This window comes from Collinsella sp. SGI.033 (assembly GCF_050315135.1).
GTDB lineage: Bacteria > Actinomycetota > Coriobacteriia > Coriobacteriales > Coriobacteriaceae > Collinsella.
In genome coordinates this window covers 1-22,740 of record NZ_JBNPOK010000028.1, presented here as the reverse complement: position 1 = coordinate 22,740, position 22,740 = coordinate 1, and the positions used below count along the sequence as shown (strand labels likewise).

Below are 22,740 nucleotides of genomic sequence, written 5' to 3'. Positions count from 1 at the left end.
ATCCTACAGGCTGAAGGACCTGCCGAGGGACGGGCCCGTCAAGCCGTGACCGGAATCGGTGAAAAAACGTTAGCGCAACCGGTGAAACCGCCTTTGCGCGAACGGTGCGCCTGTTTAGCGAAACTGGTGAAAAATAGATTGACGCTAACAGAGCGCAACGCCGACGGGACGAGGAAGGGATCCTGGACGCGCGCCCACTGGAGGTGGATATCCGGGATCAGGCTCGAGGGGCCCCAGCGCGACGTGCTCGAGTACTACGTCACGGCCGCGAGGTGCGCGGAGTCGGACCGCCGGCAGCTCGAGAAGAAGGTGCTCGCCCTCGCCCGGACCGACCGGTGGCGCCCGGCCGTCGAGGCGCTCTCCTGCATCAAGGGAATCGACACCCTGACGGCCTTCAGGCTCGCAGCCGAGGCGGGCTCCTTCACGAGGTTCCGGACGGCCCCGGCCTTCGCGAGCTGGTGCGGGCTGGTCCCGTCGGAGCGCTCGAGCGGCGAGACCGAGCGGCGCGGCGGGATAACCAAGACGGGCAACCGGCTCGCCAGGACGGCGCTGGTGGAGTCGGCGTGGCACTACCTGACGTGCACGCCCCGCCCGAAGGCCCCGGCGCCCGGCGCGGACGTCCCCGCGGCGATCCGGGCGCGCGCCGACGACTGCACCGCCAGGCTCTGCCGTCGCCGCGAGGCGCTGGCGGCGGCGGGCAAGAGCCCGTGCAAGGCAAACGCCGCCGTCGCGCGCGAGCTCGCCTGCTGGGTCTGGGAGATCGGGCGCCGGGCGGAGGGGACCCTCGGCTGACCCCGTCGGACAACAAGCCTCCCGCCGGGAGGGCCCGCGCCTCGACGCATCGCCGGCGCGCGTTCACGACCCTTTTTTGGGCAGCCCAAGGCAAGGGCCGCGCCCGTGAACAAGACTGGTTTCGGACGAGCGCGCCGGACGGAGAATCGAAATGCGGTGGGGTGCGCGGACATACCGGGCTGACCGCCGGCAGCGCGCCCGCAAGAGCCCGCGGATATTAGCTTGCCAGGCAAGCGTCGACTAAACGTGCAGCGTGCGCGGGCCCTCCCGACGGGAAACGAAAAAGCCCGGTTTAAAACCGGGCTCGAACAAACACGCCTATTGACAATGGCTTTCTCATATTAAAAGAAAAAGGCCAGAGGCTTAACACCTCTGACCTGTGCTTTTGATGGTGGGCGATACAAGATTCGAACTTGTGACCCCATCCGTGTGAAGGATATGCTCTACCCCTGAGCCAATCGCCCGTCGCCTTTCGGCAAAAGAGATACTAACATAGCCGCGCGCGGTTTACCAAGAACTTTTTGCCCTCGATTTTAAATTCGTGGGCTCCAGCCAAACCAAAGCAACCAAGGTAACCGGCAAACCCACAGCTAAACAGCCATTTATCGCTTAATCCACGAAGTCTCGGGGCGGCAGATAAGTCGCGCGTTGTTGTAAGCCATGTCGAGTGTGAGGCAGGTGCGCGCGGCGTAAAAGCCGTCCTCGCGCTGGATGGTCAGCGCCAGCTCGGGCTTGTCGCCGGTCAGGCACAGCGGCAGGAGCAGCTGGATTCGGCCACCATAGAACTGCGGCACCGCGAGCGTGTAGCGAGCTGCGGCGCGGTCTGGTCCGCGTCGCGCTCGGTCAGGAACACCACGCGGCTAAACGAAAACGACAGGTAGTTTTTGAGGATGCGGTTGCTGGGACCCCAGTCCTCGGGATCGGCGAGGTCAACAAGGCGGTCGTAGCAGGGCTCGGGGCAAAACGCGAAGTCGTAGGCATTGCTGCACAGGGTGCTAGGGAGTTCCATGCGGCGTCCAATCCATTCAGTAACCAGCGTGCGGAAGGTTTGATTCTATACGGGCGAAGCGCAGTCGAGACACACAACGCAATTGCGCCTAAGCTCTTCCGCGAGTTCGGCGCGAGAGCGGTTTCCGGATACGAGGTCTTGGATCCAGACGTTGACCATGCAATCTAAATAGATTTTTCTTGAGGCAATCAACCATCGCTGTCCAGGCGTCCAGATGCCAGGTCGAAAACCTTGCCCCTGTCCCTTGCACCTATTGCGATGATTTGAACTACTTCGACGTGCCCATCGCGGATGCGATAAATTACGCGAATGCCATCAAAGCGAAACTTAAGTTCCCTACAACCTGCAAGAAGACCCGAAAGTGGCTTACCAATTTCATCGGCTCGAAGTGCAAGACGCGCAATACCTTTGTTCACCATAGCGCGGTCCGAGCCATCGAGTGACAGATACTCTTTCTCGGCAGTCTTGTCGTAAAACTCAACTTTAAACCTAGCCACGCTCACTCGAACAGCTCCTCGTCGGAAATGGGATCGGTCGCCTCGGCTTCTAGCATGGTCTCGAACCTCTCACGTCCCACGGTATAGGAGAACGGGATGCCCTTGCGATTCGAATTAGCGTCGCCCTGCGCGAGCCTTGCAGCGGCTATGGCGTGCAGGCGCTCCTCTCTGAGCTGTTCGAGTTCAACCGCCATCGCTTCGAACTCGTCGAAGCTGACGATAACAGTATCGATGCCATCGTTCCTGTCTGAGACAAATTGCGGCTCCCTTCGAGCGCGACGTCTCGCTTCGCCAAAATTTTTGCTTGCCTGCGTCGAAGTCAGCACCTGTTCGCGTCCGAAAACGAGTTTCTTGTCTATTACGGCAACCATAGCAACCTCCTTCAAAATGTGTCTCTAATACGTATTATAGACCCATTTAAATACGTACTGAAAGAAAGGATAAACAACAATAATCTTAGTATTTAGATTACGGATGAACAGGGTTTCGAATCGTACTCTATGGCGATTGGTTGCCAGACAAGGTCTTCGATGCTGCAGTGTAAGGTTTTTGCGAGCGCCAATGCCGAGGATATTGTGCTCGGCGACCTCATCCTGTTCGATGCTTTTGCGGAAGGCCGAGCGCATGTGCTCTGGTGGGTTGGTGACGATATCAACCTTTCGCCCAAGTTCCTTTTCGAGCTCAAGTGAAAGTTCATATAGCGTGCCAAACGTCATGGTGTTGCCGCAGGCTAGACGCAAGTCAATATCGCTATCGGGCGTTTGCTCGCCTCGGGCAAACGAACCAAATAAATTACGCCACCGCCGGTCCGCCTTTTTGGCGTTCGGCGAGCTCGAAGATAAACGGGGCGTTTGATCTAACGAATTCAGTCAAGAAATTGAGGTCATCAGCAGTAAATCCTTCGACGTTGAACCATTTGACCGCAGGCAAGAAGCATTCCGCATGGTCAAAGCCAAAGTCAACCGGGCGCTCGACGGCCACGCGAACGGTTCCGTCTTCTCTTGTCTCTGAGTAGGCAAACTGGGTTCCATCATCAAGCTGAACATAGCTCCAAAACATGACTACCCCCTTAGTGTTGATATCCGAGTATAAAGAGCAGGCTAGACGTAACGCGGCGTGAATTATTCCTATAAGACACGAACTCTGACAGCTGGCCTTGTCCAGAAGTGGTGGGGGCCGAGTTCTGCCGATCAGACCCCGGTTTTGCGCTTTCGCGACCTGCAGTTTTATTAACAGAATTTGGCTTGCGCCCGGCGGGCTCCGGTTTTCCCGCACATCCAGAAATCGGGAGCATCAGCAACGGCGTGCAGCTTTAAGAACCGCTGTTCCCAGCACGAACAGCAATGCGGACACGGCAATCCAATGGCTGTCGGCTGTCTTGGGGAGTGACGAGGAGGTCGCGGTGGCGGCCTTGGGCCTAGGGGCCTTGGCGGCCGTGGTGTTGGCCGCTGTGGTCGTGGTAACCGTCTTAGTCGCGGCCGCGGGCTTTTGTGTGGGATTCGTCGACGGATCCGCAGCTGGCTCGCCGGCAGCGGGGTCGGTACCAGGGCCGGACGGACCATCGCCCGGCACGTCGTGCCCACCGGTCTCCCCCCGCCGGCTCCGTGGCATCCACGGGCTCGATCGTCACACGCGCCGCCACGGACCCGTCGGCATCCACCACGCCGCCTGCGACAAAGGCCCCGCCCGCGTGCGCCACAAAGCGCGCGGATGCAGGAGTCCCGCCCTGGCAGGCGACGCCGCCGCCCGCGCTCGACGCATCCAGCCAGGACGCATCGACGGAAACCAGCCCGGCCGCGAGCCCGCGGCATAAGAAGGCCCCGCCCAGCAAAACGCATAGTCAGGCCATGAAAGTAAACAGGATGTAGTGACGGCTGGTGTGGAACGCGGTGGCGAGCAAAACCGCTCCGATCTTCGCAAGAGCCATTGGAAACGGCGCCTGAAAACTACCTGGTAGCAGCAGTTATTAGTGTAGCGAGATCAGACTACGAGCAGGGAAACAGCCCGTGATTGATTCCCAAAATTAGGTGTAGATCGTTTTGCCAGTCGGTGAAAGGAAAACCTGATTGCGTATAGCCATACGCCGGCTCTATGAGCGAGTCATTTTCAGCTAAGTAGCTATCACAGTTAAACAATAAGGAAATGAATTGCTTAAACTCGAATAGCTTTACTGGTGTTGAACCAAAGGATGTCATCGGAACAGTTCGTCATGGGTGCCCGTACGCTCAAAGAATGCCACCTCTTCGTTTGATGACCATATGACAAGCCAATCACCGGAGTTTGCTACATGGCATTCGTTTCGTCCGTTCCAGTTGCCGTTTAGCCGGTGCATATTATGGCGTCGCTTTAATATCTCTGTTGACTCAGGTGTATTCTGCAGCACTAGGTCAATTAGCTTTTGAAGCTCTGTCAGATTCCAATTCCGGCGCTTTGCTTTTTTCTTTAAATCGCGTGAGAAAGCTGCAGAGAACTCAGCGGTCAGCGTACTCATTGCGCCATCGCCGCAGCGATCAGATCGGCACCGTTGTCAAAACGCCCTTTTTTACCGGATGCCAGGAATGCATCTCCTTCGCGAATGGCCTCGAGACTTTCGACATTGGGTTCCTCGGGAGCAAAGGTCAACGGGATGCGATGAGTGTTGACCATTTGCTTAAAGAAAGCGCGTGTAACGGATGATAGGTCAAGCCCATAGTAATCGGCCACTTCTGCCGCCTCGCGCTTAAGGTCGTCGTCAACCCTGATGGTTAATGTTGAGCTTGCCATATATAGGTCCTTTCAATAGCGTGAGTACAACCTTAGTATAACGTACATACAAGTATAGAAAAGATGCTTACAAACAATCGACATCGTAGAAGCTTCCCTATTCAAAGAGAGTGAGGGTATTGGCGTAAGCCAATACCCTCACTCAGGAGCAATCCGAAATCGAGCGCCTTAGCAGCGAATCGCGGCGCATAGGAGCGCTATGCCGAGAAAGATTAGCGTTAGGGATGCGGAGGTCCAGCAGTTATCACCGGCCTTGGGGAGCGAGACGGTCGTCGCGGTGGCGGCCTTGGGCCTAGAGATCTTGGCGACCGTGGTGTTGGTCACTGTGGTCGTGGTCACTGTCTTAGTCGCGGCCGCGGGCTTTGGTGTGGGATTCGTCGAGGGATCCGCAGCTGGCTCGCCGGTAGCGGGGTCGGTGCCAGGGGCGGACGGACCATCGCCCGGCACATCGGGCCCGGCGGTCTCCCCCGCCGGCGCTGTAGCATCCACGGGCTCGATCGTCACATGCGCCGCCACGGACCCGCCGGAATCCACCACGCCGCCTGCGCCAAAGGCCCCGCCCGCAGGTGCCACAAAGCGCGCGGCCACGAGTGACCCGCGATCGCAGGCGACGCCGCCGTCGGCGCCAGACGCATCCACCCAGGACGCATCGACGGCAAGCTGCCCGGCCGCGCCGCCGCCGGCACCCCCGCCCAGCAGGCACACGCCATAGGCGCGCACGCCCGCCCCGGAGCCCGCGCCCGCGGCGACAACGCGCCCACCGCTGCGAACGGCAAGACCGTCCGCGATCACGCCGGCCACCCGCGCATCCGTGATGCCGGCGCCGTCGGCCCGCGCGTCAACCTTGCAGCCGTCCACCGCGAGCGTCCCCGACACGTAGATCCCGCACTGCGAGCCCGTGGCCACCAGCGACCCGGTGCCGCGGAGCGTCAGATTGCCCCACACCTCCATGCCGCAACGCGAGATGTCCACGTCGGGCGCGCTCGTCTCGACAACAGTGTTCTGCCCGGCCAGCGTCACCACCAGGTCGTCGTCCGCGCCAATGGCCTCTCCCGCGTAGCCGTTAAGCTCCAGATGGTCGGCATCGGTCCAGGCCCACCCGGGGCCCGACGCGCCCGGCTCGTAGTACGTGGCGCCCGCAATGAATAGGCTGTCCGCGCCCGCGGCATAAGAAGGCCCGCCCAGCAAAACGCATAGGCAGGCCATGGCAGTAAACAGGATGTAGTGACGGCTAGTGTGGAACGCGGCAGCAAACATAACCGCTCCGATCTTCGCAAGAGCCAATGGGAGCTGCGCCAGAAAACTGCCTGGTAACAGCAGTTATTAGTGTAGCGAGATCGGGCGAGTAGCGAACGATTTGCCTGTAAACGAATCCCAAAATTAGGCGTAAATCGTTTTGCCAGTCGGTGAAAGGAAGATTGCCCGGCATTAAGTTGGGTAATTTCAATACATTAGTCTAAGGAATGCCGCCCATTCAGGAGTTAGGACCGGACATGAACGACATAGAACCGCCTATACGCAAACAAGTTGAAAAAATTGCCTTAAGTTATTGAGTTGAGAGGCAGATAAGAGGCCTTTCTATTGTTAGCACTCTGCTTAGTGATCGCGTCGAAAATGTTGGTGTAAGGGTGACACCCTAGCGCCCGTTTAACGAAGAACGGCCTTCGTCCTAGAATCTGAAATCACCACAACAACAGGTTCTAGGAAAGGACGAAGACCGCTATGGAAATCTTATCAGACCCGACGCCGGACATGCTCGCCATGCCCCGTTTCGACGACGGCGCCATCGATATGCAGGAGCTGCTTCGCAGACTCGCCGAGCAGGTCGTGAACGCCGTGATGGACGCCGAGGCCGACCAGCTCTGCGGTGGCGGGGCGAACAGCCGAAACGGCTACCGCGAGAGGTCGCTCGCCACCTGCGTCGGCACGCTGACGCTGCGCATCCCCAAGCTGCGCTCCGGCAGCTTCTTCCCGGAGGACGTGCTCGAGCGCTACCAGCGCGTCGACCGCGCCCTCGTCGCCGCCGTCGCCGAGATGTACGCCACGGGCACGAGCACCCGCAAGGTGCAGAGGGTGGCCGAGAAGATGGGCGTCTCCAGGCTCTCGAAGGACCAGGTGAGCGCAATCGCCTCGAGCCTGGACGCAGACATCGAGGATCTGTGCGGAAGGCCGCTCGACGGCTCGCCGGTGCCCTACGTCTGGCTCGACGCGACCTACGTCAAGTGCCGCCGCGAGGGGCGCGTCGCCTCCACCGCCGTGGTCACCGCCATCGGCTGCGATGCGGGCGGCTGGAGGCGTGTCCTTGGCGTCGACGTGGTCGACACCGAGTCTTACGACTCGTGGCTCGCCTTCCTGCGGGCCATCCGCTCTCGCGGGGCGGCGGGCGTGCGGCTCGTCGTCTCGGACGCCCACCCGGGGCTCGTCCGGGCGCTCGGCGAGGTCTTCCAGGGCGCCGCGTGGCAGCGCTGCGCGGTCCACCTCATGCGCGACTGCATGCGCGAGGCCGGCTCCTGGCAGCTCAGGCGCCGCGTGGGCAGGATCGTGTCGCAGGTGTTCCGCGGGCGCGACGCCGCCACCGTGACGGCCATGTACCACGCGGCGTGCGACATGCTGGCGGGGTGCTGCCCCAGGGCGGCGGCGGTGCTGGAGGAGGCCGAGCCCGACGCGCTGGCCTACCTCGACTTCCCGCCGACCCACTGGAAGCGCCCGCGCACCAACAACGTGCAGGAGAGGACCAACCGGGAGATAAAGCGCAGGTCGCGCGTCGTGCAGGTGTTCCCCTCCACGGGCTCGCTGGTGCGGCTCGCGGGCGCGGTCATGTGCGAGCAGGACGAGATATGGCAGGAGTCCAGGTACTTCTCGGAGGCGAGGATGAACGAGCTCTACGACGACGGCCGCACCCGGGGGACCGACGGTCACGTCGATTGGGCGCGGCTCGAGGCGGAGGCCAGGAAGATGCTCGAGTCCGGTCTCGAGCTTGCGGACAGGGTCGAGGCGGCATAGGATATCAACCGTATTCCAGATTGCGGGACGCCGGGCCGACCCGCTTCGGATCGGGCACTACACCAACTTTCTCGACACTACCACGAGGCTTCGCGGAGTGTGCCGAAAACACACCGGAATGTCGGAAAAATGCTGTCAAGTTAACAATCAATCGCTGTCGTTTATGCAAGTAGAGACTAGTTTGTTGCCATTTCACACTTCGGAAAACCTAAAGAACCCACCGTGTTGGGAAGCGCATTGAGCTTGACGTCCTGGAGGACGATGCCCTTCACGTTCTCGATTGTGATGCTAACAATCATTCATATGCCTTTTCGCGTCCGCAACACACTCAGCCTATCCTCTATCCCCTTCGACCGACGTGCATCGCCAAACCCTTGACCACGCCCACAAACTCGTCGCGGTCAATCCACCAGTAAGCAGCGAGAAGGCAGGCCACGGGCACGATACTCCATGCGCCCATGAACCACGACACCGCCATGAATCCCGCGGAGAGCAGTGCCTCCGAGGCGCATGCCCGGGCAAACGGGGCATCGTAGCGCCCGGACAGGAGACGATCGAAGACGAGGTCCCTCGCCGCAAGCGAGATGACTATCCCCACCGACGCGGCTTCAACACTCTCGAATCCAAGTATCGCCCCGGCGGAGAGTGCTGCATTCACGAGCACGGTCACAACATTGACGGCGCAAAGGAGCCCTTCGTCGCGGCTTATCTTGAGATAGGTGTTAAAGAGTATGTTCGCCTTGCAGCTGTAGAAGCAAACGGGCAGAACGATGGCAAGGTACGCCAAGCTCTCCGCGTAGTCTGGCAGCCACCAACCAAGGATCAGCAGCACGGGAACGTAGCCCAGGTACACCACAGGCAGAAAGCAGTGTAAGATCGCGTGTATCTCCAGATACCGCTCGCGCTTCTTTCCCTCGTCGAGGCGCTTCAGCACGGGGAAGGCCACCATAGCGAACTGCCCTATGAAGTTCAGCGCAAAGTTGATGAGCGAGAACGAGAAGGAGAGCTTGCCGAACACGGCAAGGCCGAGATGCCAGTCTGTGAGCATGCGCGTGAAACCTACCACGAGCGAGTCCGCATAGTAGGCGACCATGATCTTGGCACCCGCTTCGATGTCCATCACGCAGGCACGAAGGGCATGGGCAAAAGAGCCGTAACGAGACCATATGATTTCGCGTGCGCAAATCAGCAAATAGACATACGCAACAAGTTGGCATAGAACAAAGGCGGCAATTACTGGCGCATAGCTGTCGATGTCAAACACGATAAAGACGATTAGCAGCGGCAGGTAGAGCGCCTTGTTGAAGAAGCTGGCAAGAGACCAGATCTGCGTCAGATTCACGCTCTGGAAGATGTAACCGAGAGACGTAAAGTTGTTTGCAAGAAGTCCGTAGAGAATAACTGCCGCAAACACAGCCAGACGATCGCCAGAGATTCCGGAGGCCGCAAGCAACGCAAAACAAAGAGCACCGATAGCAGCTTGAGATAAACCAATAACGGAAAGCTGTGCCTTCAGTTCGCCTTTCTCCAAGCTCTCATAGCTCATGCCGCCTAGCCTGAGGTATATGCCATCGTTCATCCCGAAAAGAGCAAGCCCAGTGTAAGACGAATACAGCGTAAACATCTGCCAATAGGCGTATCCCTCAAGCCCAAGGACCTTCGGTATCACGAGAGATAGGAGAACACTGGAGACAAACCCCATGCCCTGCGCCGTTATGGCATACGCGAGGTTCTTTGTAAGCCCCGAGTTCTCTCTTGTGGAGAAGATTGACATTTTTGGCATCACCCTAATTATGCAAACACGCCATGCAACACCGGCATAACTCGATTCAATGTACGCTGTAGCCATATTTAGGCCAAATCAGCGATAATCAACTACTGACTTGATGCTTAGCGATATAGCTATAACAAGAAAGGCGCTTGATAGTTCAAAAGCTCAACGCTCATTCTCAACACATGTATTGAGTCGTGATATTCTCGAAATTTTCTGATGACATTTCACTTGAGCATCAATCCCGCAAGCAAACTTTTTCCGATGCCGAAAAAATCGTAAACACCAAACTATAAAAAGGAAGATTGAGGTTCAAACCAGAACCATAATAAGAAGGCAATATACAACTATAATCGGCAATCCTTGAATACGGACAAACGAAGATCCACCTAGGCCAAATCGGTTAAAAGCACAGTCCGTTCTATCTCTTCGTAACGTTATGTAGAATCGCTTTCGCTTTTGACATGACCCAGATGCCGAAATAACTACCCGAAGCAAGCATCGCCAAAATCAGGCGCCTATCGCCACGAACCGCATCGCGACAACTAGGAAGAGCGTAATACTCGCCGAAGACAGGGTCAGAAGAGAATTCGCGAAGATAACGAATAGCCTCAACTCTAGGAAGAACCTCGCATACGCCTTGAGCAATCTCCGCATATGACTTGAGCCCCGTTGTTTGTACACCTGAAAGAAGCGATGGATCACCAAGTTCCTCCGCCCAACGTTTAGCATACCTAAGGTGAACTTCGTGAACAACCTTCCTTGCGTCAAGTTGCCTGAGATCAAACTTCCTCGACAGGCTCAACGGATTTGTTCGATAGTAATACAAGGGTTCACGTATATAGTAACCACCTCTCGCGTTATCTGCGATGGGTAATGACTGCAAAAGGTCCTCAGCGAAGCTAAGTTTAAAGAAAGGGGAATAATCAGCGTCCACATCCATCGCGCTACGCCGGACTGCTTTTGTGCACATTGAGAATAAAGTCGGAGGCACACACGATATTCTTACAAGGTCCGCCCTCGTGAAATGACCCGTGCAGCCAAAAACCGCCCCCTCAATCGTAGAAAAGTCACTATGGCGACTATATGCATAAGCAACGACATCAATGTCATCTCCCGATTGAAATGCCTCGTCAATCATCTCGAGAGCGTCGGGACGTAAAGTGTCATCAGAATCGAGTGAAACGAAGACATCGCCTTTCGCTGCCTTAAACCCTGCCCGACGAGCCGCCAATAGGCCAGAATTACTCTGATGAATAACGCAAACCCGGTCACCAAGCTCTTGTGCAAGCTTATCGCAAATTGCATGCGAAGCATCAGTTGACCCGTCATCCACGAGAATGAGCTCCCAATTCGTATACGTCTGCGACACGACGGAATCCACGCAATCTCGAATATAAGTCTCAGTGTTATAAATCGGAACTATAACTGAGTAAAGAATGGACATACTGTCAGCCTTCCTCACTATTCGTGTCTTCCATGAACCCAAATCTCAAACCATCGGTAATAAAAAAACCAGCCATCCTGGACGCTTCAGAGGCGATATCATAGCCTGCTGCCCTCACCGAAGCCGCCGCCACCTTTCTTGTGGCAGAAGGTTCGACTTGAGACATATATTTCGCCCATGCCTGTGCACCTGCAGAAAGTGGTAGCCTCTTCAGCGAGTCAAGAATCTCAACTTCTGATGTAATAGCATCGGAACAAAGGCAGGGAAGACCCGACGCCTGGGCTTCAACCAGAACAAGACCCAATCCTTCGAAGGTGCTGGGCATAACAAAACAATCCGCCGCACAAAGTAAAAAAGGCACATCATCCCTAAAACCAAGGAAACGGACTTTATCGCCCAAGGCGAGAGCATCAACCATTGCCCGTAGAGCCTCCTCATCAGGGCCAACACCGACAAGCAGCAGAATGCTATTAGGCCTCAGACGCGTCAGCTCTTTAAATGCTTCCAACAGGAAACGCTGGTTCTTCTGATGATCAAGCCTCCCAACATTGATGTAAATGGTTTGGTTTCCAAGCTTAAGCTGCTTACGCGCACGAGACCGAGCCGACTCGTCATATGAAAAACGCTCAACATCGACTGCATTCTGGATAATCCGAAAATGCCGAGAACTCAGCTGGGCCGCATCGAAACACCATTCCGCGGCAGGTTGGGAGCAGGCCCAGAAATCCGTGGCGAGCGAAGCGAGGCGAATCCGATTCACTTTATGCCTCATAATTCTAAGCCAACCGTCTGCAACATCGCGAGTGTTGTGCGCATGAGCAATACGCAATGCCACACCAGCGGTCCTCGCTTCTTCCAATATATCGAGATTGCCCCATCTGCAGTCATTGAGCCATACTGCATCGTAGATGTTCAGACGTTCCCTTGAAAAGCACTTGATAGCCTTCCTGTACCCGATGGGATCCCGAGCACGTGAGGGTAGATGAATCACCTCACCACCGCGATCAAGGACCCAATCTTCGAAGGCCATGCGATCGCAAGTGGCGACAAAGTCAAACTGCACATCGAGCGGTGATATGTGATCAACATAGTTCTTGACTACCATCTCCAGGCCACCAATATTTGAAGTGAGGCCCCAAACCAGTACCCTTTTTCTCTGAACGCTCATCACCAGCGCCCTCCCTTTCTTCCCGAAGGTGACGCACCCCGGTCGCCGCAAAGCTTGAAACGAAATAAGCAATCACTCGCTGGGCGATCAGATATAAGCCCCATGAGTATCATGAGCAAGGTCCAAGCAAAATTAGTTCCAAGTGAGTCAGCAAATAGCATCTGGGCCATGACGAACGTCATCACGAACGTCCCATAGAGACGATTACAGGCCATATCCCAGTAAAACGAGATGAACAAAGCAAGACCCAAAGGAGAAACTTCAAGGATGAGCCTCGCAAAATCCATCTCGATGCCCCGTCCCACAAATGCTTGTATGGATCCGAATCCATACAACACGTAATTCTGGGAAAGGGCGTTAGCAAGCATCTGGCTCCTTCCCGAGGTGAAATGAGACTGGGTCTCGCCGAACAGACGAAAGAAGACTTGGCCATTCTCAGGTAGGAGAAGCCAGAACCAGAAGAAAGCCGCAAGAAAGAAAATAGTTTTAAAAAAGACAGCCCAGCCTCTCCCGATGCATCTGTCCGGATCGAACAACAAAGGCAAGACTAGCGCAGCAATCGCGTAGACAATCATAAGCCGCTTAAACACGAATATCGCAAACAGCGTGCTCAAAACTACCCAGACTTTATTTCTTCTAAAGTAGCAGAAGTAAAAACAAAGCATAATGGCGTTGCTGGCGGCATGACTCGATTCGGTAACTGATTCGGAATCTGTAAAACTCGACGAGAGCAAAGCCCCAATAGATAAGTTCTCAAATCCAACCTCAAGCCCAAAACCGACAATGGAGAAAAAGAGAATAACAACCATATCGCGGTAGATTTGCTCTTCGCTCAGACTGTTCAACAGGCAGTACGCCAAGACAATAGGAATGGCCATCTTGAGCAGAAGTACAATGCAAGTCGTGTTTACGGTGCCCCTAACAAGCATAGTTAGGCAGGTAAAAAACGCAAAGGAGGCCAGAACAACGAACAGCTTCCAGAATTGTCTTCCGAACAACTCACGATCTGTGTGAATCACCAATGGTAAAGAACAAAATACCGCAAGAAGGGCAGTCACATATTTGACGTCAACCAACACGGAGTCAATATTGTGTGCAACATAGATGCCATCAGTAAGCGCCTTCAGAGCATAAGTGGCCACAAAGAGAACAGAGACGACAGACGACAAATCAACCAAGCGCCGTGGGCGATAGTTCCCATCTAGCACAAAGCACCCCACCTTAGCTGTAGTTTTCGTTGAGGCAGTCATGATGATGTACCGCCAAAAAGAGCATCTAAGACCGCTTTATTCACCGAAGAGTACATGTATTGTCCAGACTCCTCGTATGCCTTCTGCGAATAGGACTGGTAATCCAGTGCAACGCGCCCGATCGCCTTGCGAATCGACTCAACGCCCCCGTCGGTATTTTCGCCGGTAGCCCCGAACTCCACGACCTCCGAGATGCCCCCCACGTCTGTGGTGACGACGGGTAGCCCCATCCCCATGGCCTCCAGAATGGTCATGGGGATACCCTCGTGGCTGGAGTTCATCACGAGAATGTCGGCGCGACGCATCTCGTCGAGCACGGCGTCGTGAGCGAGTGCGCCGGTGAAGCGCACCTTCGACGCCGGAATGGAGCGCAGTTCGTCGTCGAGCTCCCCAGCGCCCACGAGCGCGAGTGAGGCAACGCGGAGGTCGGCCTCGGCGGCCTCGATTATCGCCGGTATTCCTTTCACAGCCGAGAAACGCCCGACAAAGAGCAGCCTTACGGCCTCGGGGTCGAAGTCCCTCATCACGTCCTCGCGATAGGTGATGGAGTTGCCGACGAGCCTCACGTTACCGTTGAGCTTCGAGTACTCGGCTTGCGTCTCGTGGTCAAGGACAAACAGGCCGTCAGCCGCCTTGATAACGTGCTCCAGATAGCGCTGGAACATGCCCGCCACAGGGGAGCCCGCAAAGAACCGAAGGTCCTTCGACATCCCGATGAAGCTGCCGTGCGAGAAGACGTAGCGCCTCCGGCCGCCGCACAGCCCGACGAACGTAAATGCCTCAGGCGTATGGATGTAGTTGACGTCGTCTCCTGATAAGCGGAGCTGTCCGAGGTGGCGCAGGAGGCCCTTGGCATACTCGAGCCTGAGCGACCTCTTGGTATGGCTCTGGTCGGTCTCGGCGAGGCACACGGGCAGAAAGTCGAAGCTCCTGCCGCACAGGTCGATCGAGGAAAGAACGCCGACCCGCGCCGGGTCGAGCGACACACCGACGAGTACCGTCTTGTCGGCGACGTCGGGGCGCTCCTCGGCGAGATAGCGCAGGAACCCCTGGATGCTCGTCAACTGCCCGCCGAGCGGGAAGTTGACGAAGTTAGATGTGTCGTATATGACGAGGCGAGCTTTCGGCTTCATCGTAGGACCCTGCTTTCCGGAAGATGCAACGTTTCTGGGCAACCCCCCGTGCCATACGTCCAGACGGGCGTGCCGCAGGCCTCGGCCTCAAGGTTCACGGTCGGGTAGTTGTCCTCCTGGGTGGTATTGAGAAAGATGTCCGCAGCCGTGTAGACCGCCGCAAGCTGGGCCTGGTTCGCCGTGCGCTCAACCATCACTGCGAGACACCCCCCCCCGCAGCGGATTACGGTTGCTCTGAGATCGGAGAGGTCGGGAGCAAGCAAGTGAGCCTCCGACCCCTCGGCGGCCTCGACGCAGGCGGTCCCCTCGACAACGGCCACCGGAGTGCCGCACGCGGCAGCCTCGGCAACGGTCATACCGTAGGTCTCCTCGATGCTCGGATTGACGAAGAGGTCCGCAGCCGTGTAGATAGCTGCGAGCTCGGCGGGGCCGTCCACGCGCTCGAGACCGACGACGTTCTTCGGGAGCTCCTCAATCTGTTTCTTCGACAGCCCTACCAGGACAACGGCGTAGCGGTCGTCCAGGTTGGCAGCCAGCCACTCGAAGTCCTTGAGCCCCTTCCTTTCGGTCCAGGGGCTCGCGACGCCCAGCACCATGAAGCGGTCGCCGATGCCGTGACGCTCACGAAAGTCGCTCGGGGTGGGCTTGAAGACCTCCGTGTCGACCGTGTTGTGGCGAACTTCAACGGGGTATCCCGCGAGAAAGCTCTGGGCCACCAGGTCGGCGAGCCACTGGCTCGGCGTCACGATGGTCATGCGCTCCGGCGGCACACTCGTGAACGCGCGGCGCTTGTCCTCGAAGTTCTTTCTGCACGCGCCGGAACCGTAGGTCGTTGGGTATTCGCGCAGTTGGGGGCACTTTTTTGAGTACGAGCAATGAGAGCGCCACTGCTCGCACTTTACCATGGTAAAGTGCGAGCAGTGGCCCGTAAACGGCCAGCAGTCGTGCAGGGTCCAGCGCACCTGGCAGCGATGGACCGAGAGCCACCCGAAGAGCATCTCGACGTTCACCCAGTAGCCGTGCACGTTGTGCAGGTGCACCACGTCGGGGTCGATCTCGTCCAAGATAGCAAGCATTCGGCGCGTGTCCCTCTTGGAGTAGAAGCCCGCGCGGTCGGTCACTCGAGCGAGCGCCCCGTGCAGGTATACGCCAGCGTCGGTTGAAACCCGGCGGTTGTGGTCGTCCACTGTGTCGTGCCTACGGCCCCAGAAGGCGTACGAGTCGGCACCCAGTTCGATGAGGCCCTTGTGCAGGTCGCGCATGATGGTGCCGGTGCTGCCGTTGTAGAAGCTGTTCAGCTGCACGTAGCGAAGGGGCCGACCAAGGCCCGCCCCATAGCGATCGATGATGTCCTCCGCCTGGCCCATGCTAGTACTTCCTCCATACCATGCGGTCGACGACTCCCGTGTAGGACTGGATGATGCGCACGACCTTCGGGGCAACGTCGTCCTGGTAGTCCGGCACGGGGATGCCGTGCAGGCCCTCGGCCTCGAGGGAGACGGCAGTGCGGACGGCGTTCAGGAGGTTGCGCTCGTCGATGCCGGCCAGGGTGAAGCAGCCCTTGTCCAGGGCTTCGGGGCGCTCGGTGGAGGTACGGATGCACACCGCCGGGAACGGGTGGCCGACGCTCGCGAAGAAGCTGGACTCCTCGGGCAGGGTGCCCGAGTCGGAGACGACCGCGAAGGCGTTCATCTGCAGGCAGTTGTAGTCGTGGAAGCCCATGGGCTCGTGCATGCGCACGCGGGGGTCGAGCTCGAAGCCGGTTGCCTCCAGGCGCTTGCGGGAGCGCGGGTGGCAGGAGTACAGGATCGGCATGTCGTACTTCTCGGCCAGCGCGTTGATGGCGGTGAACAGGCTCGTGAAGTTCGCCTCGGTGTCGATGTTCTCCTCGCGGTGGGCGGAGAGCAGCATGTACTTCTTCGGCTCCAAGCCGAGCTCGGTCAGGACGTCCGACGCCTCGATCTTCTCCAGGTTGGCGCGCAGGACCTCGGCCATGGGAGAGCCCGTGACGTAGGTGCGCTCGGGGGCGCAGCCGGTGTCCTTCAGGTAGCGGCGGGCGTGCTCGGAGTAGGCCAGGTTGACGTCGGAGATCACGTCGACGATGCGGCGGTTGGTCTCCTCGGGCAGGCACTCGTCCTTGCAGCGGTTGCCGGCCTCCATGTGGAAGATGGGGATGTGCAGGCGCTTTGCCGCGATGGCGGACAGGCAGCTGTTGGTGTCGCCCAGGATCAGAAGGGCGTCGGGCTGCACCTGCACCATGAGCTTGTACGAGGCCGCGATGATGTTGCCCACGGTCTCGCCCAGGTCGGCGCCCACGGCGTCCAGGTAGACGTCCGGGTCGTCGAGCGACAGGTCGCGGAAGAAGATGCCGTTGAGCGTGTAGTCGTAGTTCTGCCCGGTGTGCGCCAGCAGGCAGTCGAAGTGGCGGCGGCACTTCTTGATGACCTCGGACAGGCGGATGACCTCGGGGCGGGTGCCCACGATGATGAGCAGCTTCAGGCGGCCGTCGTCCCTGAATGCGATATCGGAATAGTCCTTGCCCATGCGGCTAGACCTCCTCGTAGTAGGTGTCGGGGCTCTCGGGGTCGAAGGGCTCGTTGGCCCACATGACCGTCACGAGGTCCTCGGTGTCTGACAGGTTGGTGATGGAGTGCGTGTAGCCGGGGATCATCTCCACGGCGCGCATGTCCGAACCGGAGACGATATACTCGTCGACGGGGAACGGCTTGCCCTCGGAGTCCTCCCCCACCTTCCTCAGCTTGATGGAGGCGGTGCCGGAGACCACCAGGAACCTCTCCCACTTGCTCATGTGCCAGTGGTTGCCCTTGGTGATACCGGGCCTGCTCACGTTGACGGAGACCTGGCCGCGCTCGGGCGTGCGCAGGAACTCCGTGAACGAACCGCGCGCGTCCATGTTGGGCCTGAGGCTATAGGCGAAGTTGCCCGGCTCGTAGTAGGACAGGAACGTGCTCCAGAGCTTCTTGGAGAAGGAGCCCTCGGAAAGGTCGGGCACCGTGAGCGTCTCGCGGCTGTCGCGGAAGCTGCCCAGCAGGCAGACGATCTCGCCTAGCGACTTGACGTCAGTTTCCGGGACGTAGCAGAACTCATCACCCTCTACCCTCTCGAGCCCCTCGTAGCCGCAGCGGTGCTCCTCGCCGAGCAGGGCGCCCAACATCTCTTCGACAAGGTCGTCGATGTAGAGGAGCTCCAGCTCCACGCTGGGGTCGTTCACGGTGTAGGGGCGGCCGTTGGCGATGGCGTCGCAGAAGGTCGCCACGGCGGAGTTGTAGCGCGGGCGGCACCACTTGCCGTAGAGGTTGGGGAAGCGGTAGATGAGCACCGGCGCCCCCGCGCGCTCCGAGTACTCCCGGAACAGGCCCTCCCCCGCGAGCTTGGACTCGCCGTAGACCGAGCCCTCGAAGCGGCCCGACAGGCTCGCCTGTGCGGAGCTGGAAAGCATGACGGGGCACTTATTCCCATGGCGCTCCAAGGTGTCCAGCAGCGTGGAGGCGAACCCGAAGTTGCCCTCCATGAACTCGGACTGGTCCTTGGGGCGGTTGACGCCGGCCAGGTTGAAGACGAAGTCTGCGCGGGAGCAGTAGTCCTCCAGCTCGGCGGGCGCCGAGTCGAGGTCGTACTCCATGACCTCGAGGGGAAGGAGCGGCTGGTATTTGGCGCGGCGGTCCTTGCCGTCGCGGATGTTCTTCAGCGCGCAGCAGAGGTTCCTCCCGACGAAGCCCCTGGCGCCGGTGACGAGGACGCGCACCCTACTGCACCGCCTCGTGCTCGCGGCCCTCGAGCGCCAGCTGCACGTACTCGGCGGTCTTGATCTTGGCGATGGTGCCCTCCACGTCGAGCCTCTCGGTGTTGTGGGAGGTGTAGGACTCGTCGGCCTGGGTCTCCACCTCGCCGTCGACGACGAACTTGTCGTAGTTCAGGTCGCGCGAGTCGCAGGCCACGCGGTAGTAGCCGCCCATATCCTCAGCGCGCAGGCGCTCCTCGCGGGTCATGAGGGTCTCGAAGAGCTTCTCGCCGTGGCGGGTGCCGATCACCTGGGTGCCAACGCGGCCGAAGACCTCCTGCACGGCCTCGGCGAGGTCGCCGATGGTCGACGCCGGCGCCTTCTGGATGAACAGGTCGCCGGGGTTGGCGTGCTCGAAGGCGAACTGCACCAGGTCCACGGCCTCGTCCAGGTTCATGAGGAAGCGGGTCATGTTAGGGTCGGTGACCGTGAGCGGCTCGCCCTTGCGGATGCGGTCGATGAACAGCGGGATTACGCTGCCGCGCGAGCACATGACGTTGCCGTAGCGGGTGCAGCAGATGGTGGTGCGGCCGGCGCCGTTGCGGGCGTTGGCGTAGATGATGGACTCCATCATGGCCTTGGACTTGCCCATGGCGTTGATGGGGTATGCGGCCTTGTCGGTGGAAAGGCACACTACGCGGTCCACGCCCTCGTCGATGGCGGCGTGGAGCACGTTGTCCGTGCCGATGACGTTGGTGCGCACGGCCTCCATGGGGAAGAACTCGCAGGAGGGCACCTGCTTCAGGGCGGCGGCGTGGAAGATGTAGTCCACGCCGTGCATGGCGTCGCGCACGCTCTGGGCGTTGCGGACGTCGCCGATGAAGAAGCGCACCTTGGAGGCGAGCTCGGGCGACTTCTCCTGCAGGCGGTGGCGCATGTCGTCCTGCTTCTTCTCGTCGCGGGAGAAGATGCGGATCTCGGCAAGGTCGGTGTTCATGAAGTGCTTGAGCACGGTGTTGCCGAACGATCCGGTGCCGCCCGTGATCATCAGGGTCTTGTCTTTGAATGCATTCGTGGGTTTCATCTACTTGCCTTCCTTGCGCCTTGCACCTGTGAACTCGTAAAAGAGGAATTTGGTATTAGTAATGAGATATCGTTTGAAGAGTCGTTTCGGCTCTTGAATAAGTCTGTATAGCCACTCGAGGCTCAGGTCCTGCATCCATATCGGCGCCTCTGGCACCACACCAGCGAGAACGTTAAAGGCGCCGCCGACGCCAATCATCAAAGGTTGAGGGCCGCCTTTGAGCTCGTACATAAGGACTTCCTGGCGAGGGGCGCCCAGAGCAATCCAGGCAAAATCTGCACCAGAATCGGCAATACGCTTGGAGAGCTCGCACTTCTCATTTTCTGTCAAAGGCCGGAAAACTGATGGCTCCATGCCTGCGATGTTCAGGCCAGGATAGGTTTTTTGAAGCGATTGCTTTAGAGCGTCGAGGTTCTTCTGCTCGTTTCCGTAGAAATAATGACTCCATCCGTATTGATTGGAAATCTTGAAAATCTCGCGCATCAGGTCCGGACCAGTAACGCGGTCCATTGATTCAATTGATTTAGACCCCAAAACTGACAGGGGTTTACCGTCGGGAACGGACATGACCGATTCAGCCTGGCAGGCCCAATAGGAAGGATCATCGTGGGCCATAACGGACGTGTGAGCATTTGAAACGCATACGTATTCGCCATGGAGCTCATCAATATGTTTAGTGAGAAATTGAATGCAGCTAGACATATTCGTCCCGGTAATTGGGACATCAATTACCGGGACGCGCTTGAGTTCGGGGTATTTTGAATAACAATCGAGCATTAGCACGCACCCTTGCCGGTAATAACCTCGATCACCGTGAGGATGACGATCTTGAGGTCCGTGACGGGGCCACGCTTGGCGATGTACTCCAGGTCGCGCTGGACCATGCCGTCGAAGCCGGTCGAATTGCGATCCGTCACCTGCCACCAGCCGGTGATCCCGGGCTTCACGGCCAGGCGCTGCAGGTCGTACTCGGTGTACTCGGCCACCTCGTTGGGCAGCGGCGGGCGCGGGCCCACGACCGACATCTGGCCCAGGAACACGTTGACGAACTGTGGGAACTCGTCGATGGAGTGCTTCCGGATGAACTTCCCGATCTTCGTTACGCGCGGGTCTTCCTTCATCTTGAACATGGCGCCGGCGATCTCGTTCTGCCCCTTGAGCTCGGCGAGGCGCTCGTCGGCGTCTTTGTACATGCTGCGGAACTTCCACATGCGGAAGGTGGACAGGCTGCCGTCGCGGTGGGTCTGGCCCACGCGTATCTGGCTGTAGAACGGGTTGCCCTCGCTCTCCAGGCGGATGGCCGCGGCCAGCACCAGGCTGGGTATGGCGATGACGGCCAGCACACAGCCGCTGAACACGATGTCGAAGGCGCGCTTGACGGTGCGGTAGGCCAGGCGCGTGCGGTCCCAGTCCTTGAGGGCCTGCATGGCCTTGTAGCGCATGCTCACGTCGCCGCCGTTCATGGCCTGGGCAACGAGCGCGGCCCCCACCGGCGCTCCTTCTGAATATTCAGTTTTGTCTGACACTATTTCCTTCAAACCTACGTCCCCGCCCCCGAGGATCCTCCTGTCCCGTTAAACACTCGCCCGCAGCTAGGCGATCGCCTTTTTAAGGTTTCGCATTGCGCGCTGCTCGGCTGAAAGCACGGCAAGACCAACGCGCGTAGTCACGCGTCGGCCGCACAAGTCGAGCTCCAAATAAGCAGTGCTCTTGCGTCTGTTAATGGATTTGATAAGGCCCTCGTGGCCCAGTAACGGACCAGCCGTCACTACGACCTGGTCGCCGTCTTTTAAGGCCTCGCTCATGGGCACAACGCGGTCTCCCGCATGAGTAAAGCTGCCAATAAGCTGGACCTCTTCTTTTGCCAGCGGCACAAACTGCCCATCCTGGGATAGCACCCGAGCAAAGTCGTCCATGCGCAGCAGATGCTGTTGCACGGTGCGGGGATCTGCCGTATCGCAGATAAGATAACCGGGAAAGAGCGGCTTGGTCGTGTTGACCCATTCGCCGTGTACTTTAATCTCGGTTTGAAATTGGGGATAAAAGAGCTCCTGCATGGCGCCAGCCGGCACCACATGCTCTATGCGCTCGCGCATTACATCTTCGCGACCATTAATGACCTGGATCACATACCACACGAGCACCACCCCCTTGCTGTCTTACGTGTGGCTCACGGGGTTTAGGTATGGCTTCGCCAGGGCGCTTGTGCGCGAAGGCGCTCCATATTCAAACCCTGAGCCCAGTTAGACAAGCGCGTGGCTCTGCCCCACCGTGAACGGTATGTATAAGTGCAGTTGCTAGAGTCGCGGACGTGTATCGCAAAATGACCGCGACCCCAGCTGGCTGCGTGCGATCCAGTCAAGCGGGAACAAAACTGGATCGCACGCAAACAGCTGTAGGACTGCTGCGATGAGTCATGGAATATCGAATCGAAAGAACAGCTTGCCCGTAGACAAAAACAAAGCATTTCGATGCGAAACGCATGACGACTATTGGAGCTCGTGGTTTTTCTGGCACCGCCGTTACGGCCGGATGCTGATCGACCCTGTGCTTTGCGGCTTGCTGGAGCCGTGAACACAGTTGAACCCATGTAACGTTATTTATCCTAGCACAGCAGGTAGCCCATACGTTTTGGGGTGTGTTTAGCAACATATTGGTTACTTGCCGTGGTTATGGGGGATATTGTGCCGCCTTGCACACATTGCCGCAGGTTTATGGGGGTGTGTGGGTTGGTGAGCACTGCCTGAGTTGTATTACTGGCGGCGTGAATTGCTCAAACTATTATGCTTGGCTAACAAACTTTGTACAAAACGGGGAGGTATTTGCGCAACTTTTTGCGGGGCGGGCGTCACTTTGGTTTGTAGTGTGGACACGTATGAAAAAAGCCTTCGGTTTTCCGAAGGCCTTTGCATTCACGATGGTGGAGACGAGGGGGATCGAACCCCTGACCTCTTGACTGCCAGTCAAGCGCTCTCCCAGCTGAGCTACGCCCCCGTGACGAGGAGATACTATAGGGGAAGATTTCCTTTGATGCAAGGACTTTTTTGGGTTGTTGACCTGCCTTACGGGTTTTCCTGGGAC

At 58.2% G+C, this 22,740-nt stretch carries 25 protein-coding genes and 2 tRNA genes; 2 read left to right on the top strand and 25 right to left on the bottom strand.

Features of this window, described 5'->3' with window-relative positions:
* Positions 1 to 792 (top strand): transposase (locus ACQRC0_RS07920; RefSeq protein ID WP_427729123.1); only part of this gene is annotated, 792 nt, incomplete at its 5' end.
* Positions 793 to 1,181: 389 nt separating this feature from the next.
* On the opposite strand, the gene ACQRC0_RS07915 is transcribed toward ACQRC0_RS07920, so the two are convergent.
* The 11 genes from ACQRC0_RS07915 to ACQRC0_RS07865 form a co-directional block, all read right to left on the bottom strand.
* Positions 1,182 to 1,256 (bottom strand) — tRNA-Val (locus ACQRC0_RS07915).
* A gap of 138 nt (positions 1,257 to 1,394) precedes the next feature.
* On the bottom strand, positions 1,395 to 1,586 hold the full coding sequence (locus ACQRC0_RS07910; protein WP_117800181.1) for a DUF3825 domain-containing protein: 192 nt from the start codon (positions 1,584 to 1,586) through the stop codon (positions 1,395 to 1,397).
* A complete protein-coding gene (locus ACQRC0_RS07905) occupies positions 1,535 to 1,801 on the bottom strand; it encodes a hypothetical protein (RefSeq protein WP_427729121.1) in 267 nt (88 codons plus the stop codon). The genes ACQRC0_RS07910 and ACQRC0_RS07905 overlap by 52 nt, the downstream gene beginning before the upstream one ends.
* 188 nt (positions 1,802 to 1,989) lie before the next feature.
* Complete coding sequence (locus tag ACQRC0_RS07900; protein ID WP_427729120.1) at positions 1,990 to 2,304, bottom strand: type II toxin-antitoxin system RelE family toxin; 315 nt, start codon at positions 2,302 to 2,304, stop codon at positions 1,990 to 1,992.
* Positions 2,301 to 2,669 carry a hypothetical protein gene (locus tag ACQRC0_RS07895; protein WP_427729118.1) on the bottom strand — a complete coding sequence of 123 codons (369 nt, stop codon included), beginning with the start codon at positions 2,667 to 2,669 and terminating at the stop codon, positions 2,301 to 2,303. The genes ACQRC0_RS07900 and ACQRC0_RS07895 overlap by 4 nt, the downstream gene beginning before the upstream one ends.
* A 24-nt stretch (positions 2,670 to 2,693) precedes the next feature.
* Positions 2,694 to 3,038: a hypothetical protein gene (locus ACQRC0_RS07890; protein WP_427729116.1), complete on the bottom strand. Its 345-nt coding sequence runs from the start codon at positions 3,036 to 3,038 to the stop codon at positions 2,694 to 2,696.
* Positions 3,039 to 3,090: 52 nt separating this feature from the next.
* Positions 3,091 to 3,357: a hypothetical protein gene (locus ACQRC0_RS07885; protein ID WP_427729114.1), complete on the bottom strand. Its 267-nt coding sequence runs from the start codon at positions 3,355 to 3,357 to the stop codon at positions 3,091 to 3,093.
* A 234-nt stretch (positions 3,358 to 3,591) separates the two neighbouring features.
* The gene (locus ACQRC0_RS07880) at positions 3,592 to 3,870 is read right to left on the bottom strand and encodes a hypothetical protein (RefSeq protein ID WP_427729112.1); all 279 of its coding nucleotides are present in this window, start codon (positions 3,868 to 3,870) and stop codon (positions 3,592 to 3,594) included.
* A gap of 619 nt (positions 3,871 to 4,489) precedes the next feature.
* Positions 4,490 to 4,789, bottom strand: a complete 300-nt coding sequence (locus tag ACQRC0_RS07875; RefSeq protein WP_427729110.1) for a type II toxin-antitoxin system YafQ family toxin — start codon at positions 4,787 to 4,789, stop codon at positions 4,490 to 4,492.
* On the bottom strand, positions 4,786 to 5,061 hold the full coding sequence (locus ACQRC0_RS07870; protein ID WP_427729109.1) for a type II toxin-antitoxin system RelB/DinJ family antitoxin: 276 nt from the start codon (positions 5,059 to 5,061) through the stop codon (positions 4,786 to 4,788). Before ACQRC0_RS07870 ends, ACQRC0_RS07875 begins: the two co-directional genes overlap by 4 nt.
* 168 nt (positions 5,062 to 5,229) lie before the next feature.
* The gene (locus ACQRC0_RS07865; RefSeq protein ID WP_427729107.1) at positions 5,230 to 6,345 is read right to left on the bottom strand and encodes a hypothetical protein; all 1,116 of its coding nucleotides are present in this window, start codon (positions 6,343 to 6,345) and stop codon (positions 5,230 to 5,232) included.
* Between the two features lie 438 nt (positions 6,346 to 6,783).
* On the opposite strand from ACQRC0_RS07865, the gene ACQRC0_RS07860 reads away from it, so the two are divergent.
* Positions 6,784 to 8,064 carry an IS256 family transposase gene (locus tag ACQRC0_RS07860; protein ID WP_427729105.1) on the top strand — a complete coding sequence of 427 codons (1,281 nt, stop codon included), beginning with the start codon at positions 6,784 to 6,786 and terminating at the stop codon, positions 8,062 to 8,064.
* Between the two features lie 176 nt (positions 8,065 to 8,240).
* On the opposite strand, the gene ACQRC0_RS07855 is transcribed toward ACQRC0_RS07860, so the two are convergent.
* The 14 genes from ACQRC0_RS07855 to ACQRC0_RS07790 form a co-directional block, all read right to left on the bottom strand.
* Positions 8,241 to 8,363: a hypothetical protein gene (locus tag ACQRC0_RS07855; protein WP_427729104.1), complete on the bottom strand. Its 123-nt coding sequence runs from the start codon at positions 8,361 to 8,363 to the stop codon at positions 8,241 to 8,243.
* Positions 8,364 to 8,404: 41 nt separating this feature from the next.
* The gene (locus ACQRC0_RS07850) at positions 8,405 to 9,838 is read right to left on the bottom strand and encodes a hypothetical protein (protein ID WP_427729102.1); all 1,434 of its coding nucleotides are present in this window, start codon (positions 9,836 to 9,838) and stop codon (positions 8,405 to 8,407) included.
* A gap of 418 nt (positions 9,839 to 10,256) precedes the next feature.
* Complete coding sequence (locus tag ACQRC0_RS07845; RefSeq protein WP_427729101.1) at positions 10,257 to 11,282, bottom strand: glycosyltransferase family 2 protein; 1,026 nt, start codon at positions 11,280 to 11,282, stop codon at positions 10,257 to 10,259.
* 4 nt (positions 11,283 to 11,286) lie between these two features.
* The gene (locus ACQRC0_RS07840; RefSeq protein ID WP_427729099.1) at positions 11,287 to 12,450 is read right to left on the bottom strand and encodes a glycosyltransferase; all 1,164 of its coding nucleotides are present in this window, start codon (positions 12,448 to 12,450) and stop codon (positions 11,287 to 11,289) included.
* The gene (locus tag ACQRC0_RS07835) at positions 12,450 to 13,658 is read right to left on the bottom strand and encodes a hypothetical protein (RefSeq protein WP_427729097.1); all 1,209 of its coding nucleotides are present in this window, start codon (positions 13,656 to 13,658) and stop codon (positions 12,450 to 12,452) included. The genes ACQRC0_RS07840 and ACQRC0_RS07835 overlap by 1 nt, the downstream gene beginning before the upstream one ends.
* A gap of 38 nt (positions 13,659 to 13,696) precedes the next feature.
* Positions 13,697 to 14,833, bottom strand: coding sequence for a glycosyltransferase family 4 protein (locus ACQRC0_RS07830; protein WP_427729096.1), 1,137 nt, complete (start codon positions 14,831 to 14,833; stop codon positions 13,697 to 13,699).
* Positions 14,830 to 16,200: a glycosyltransferase gene (locus tag ACQRC0_RS07825; protein WP_427729094.1), complete on the bottom strand. Its 1,371-nt coding sequence runs from the start codon at positions 16,198 to 16,200 to the stop codon at positions 14,830 to 14,832. The genes ACQRC0_RS07830 and ACQRC0_RS07825 overlap by 4 nt, the downstream gene beginning before the upstream one ends.
* Position 16,201: 1 nt before the next feature.
* Entirely contained in the window at positions 16,202 to 17,377 is a 1,176-nt protein-coding gene (wecB, locus tag ACQRC0_RS07820) for a non-hydrolyzing UDP-N-acetylglucosamine 2-epimerase (protein WP_427729092.1), read from the bottom strand.
* A 4-nt stretch (positions 17,378 to 17,381) separates the two neighbouring features.
* A complete protein-coding gene (locus ACQRC0_RS07815; protein WP_427729090.1) occupies positions 17,382 to 18,599 on the bottom strand; it encodes an NAD-dependent epimerase/dehydratase family protein in 1,218 nt (405 codons plus the stop codon).
* A gap of 1 nt (position 18,600) precedes the next feature.
* A complete protein-coding gene (locus ACQRC0_RS07810; protein ID WP_427729088.1) occupies positions 18,601 to 19,659 on the bottom strand; it encodes a polysaccharide biosynthesis protein in 1,059 nt (352 codons plus the stop codon).
* Complete coding sequence (locus ACQRC0_RS07805) at positions 19,660 to 20,436, bottom strand: WecB/TagA/CpsF family glycosyltransferase (RefSeq protein WP_427729086.1); 777 nt, start codon at positions 20,434 to 20,436, stop codon at positions 19,660 to 19,662. It lies immediately after the preceding gene.
* The gene (locus tag ACQRC0_RS07800) at positions 20,436 to 21,185 is read right to left on the bottom strand and encodes a sugar transferase (protein WP_427729085.1); all 750 of its coding nucleotides are present in this window, start codon (positions 21,183 to 21,185) and stop codon (positions 20,436 to 20,438) included. The genes ACQRC0_RS07805 and ACQRC0_RS07800 overlap by 1 nt, the downstream gene beginning before the upstream one ends.
* A 66-nt stretch (positions 21,186 to 21,251) precedes the next feature.
* Entirely contained in the window at positions 21,252 to 21,803 is a 552-nt protein-coding gene (loaP, locus tag ACQRC0_RS07795; RefSeq protein ID WP_427729083.1) for an antiterminator LoaP, read from the bottom strand.
* A 774-nt stretch (positions 21,804 to 22,577) separates the two neighbouring features.
* Positions 22,578 to 22,653, bottom strand: a tRNA-Ala gene (locus tag ACQRC0_RS07790).
* Positions 22,654 to 22,740 lie beyond the last annotated feature (87 nt).

What these genes read in the sequence shown, in the direction of transcription:
- ACQRC0_RS07830 (WP_427729096.1), bottom strand. Translation starts at nt 14,833, where the DNA reads ATGAAGCCGAAAGCTCGCCTCGTCATATACGACACATCTAACTTCGTC.
- ACQRC0_RS07860 (WP_427729105.1), top strand. Translation starts at nt 6,784, where the DNA reads ATGGAAATCTTATCAGACCCGACGCCGGACATGCTCGCCATGCCCCGT.
- ACQRC0_RS07895 (WP_427729118.1), bottom strand. Translation starts at nt 2,669, where the DNA reads ATGGTTGCCGTAATAGACAAGAAACTCGTTTTCGGACGCGAACAGGTG.
- ACQRC0_RS07810 (WP_427729088.1), bottom strand. Translation starts at nt 19,659, where the DNA reads ATGAAACCCACGAATGCATTCAAAGACAAGACCCTGATGATCACGGGC.
- ACQRC0_RS07825 (WP_427729094.1), bottom strand. Translation starts at nt 16,200, where the DNA reads ATGGGCCAGGCGGAGGACATCATCGATCGCTATGGGGCGGGCCTTGGT.
- ACQRC0_RS07875 (WP_427729110.1), bottom strand. Translation starts at nt 4,789, where the DNA reads ATGAGTACGCTGACCGCTGAGTTCTCTGCAGCTTTCTCACGCGATTTA.
- ACQRC0_RS07885 (WP_427729114.1), bottom strand. Translation starts at nt 3,357, where the DNA reads ATGTTTTGGAGCTATGTTCAGCTTGATGATGGAACCCAGTTTGCCTAC.
- ACQRC0_RS07905 (WP_427729121.1), bottom strand. Translation starts at nt 1,801, where the DNA reads ATGGAACTCCCTAGCACCCTGTGCAGCAATGCCTACGACTTCGCGTTT.
- ACQRC0_RS07870 (WP_427729109.1), bottom strand. Translation starts at nt 5,061, where the DNA reads ATGGCAAGCTCAACATTAACCATCAGGGTTGACGACGACCTTAAGCGC.
- ACQRC0_RS07850 (WP_427729102.1), bottom strand. Translation starts at nt 9,838, where the DNA reads ATGTCAATCTTCTCCACAAGAGAGAACTCGGGGCTTACAAAGAACCTC.
- ACQRC0_RS07805 (WP_427729086.1), bottom strand. Translation starts at nt 20,436, where the DNA reads ATGCTCGATTGTTATTCAAAATACCCCGAACTCAAGCGCGTCCCGGTA.
- ACQRC0_RS07840 (WP_427729099.1), bottom strand. Translation starts at nt 12,450, where the DNA reads ATGAGCGTTCAGAGAAAAAGGGTACTGGTTTGGGGCCTCACTTCAAAT.
- wecB (WP_427729092.1), bottom strand. Translation starts at nt 17,377, where the DNA reads ATGGGCAAGGACTATTCCGATATCGCATTCAGGGACGACGGCCGCCTG.
- ACQRC0_RS07855 (WP_427729104.1), bottom strand. Translation starts at nt 8,363, where the DNA reads ATGATTGTTAGCATCACAATCGAGAACGTGAAGGGCATCGTCCTCCAG.
- ACQRC0_RS07845 (WP_427729101.1), bottom strand. Translation starts at nt 11,282, where the DNA reads ATGTCCATTCTTTACTCAGTTATAGTTCCGATTTATAACACTGAGACT.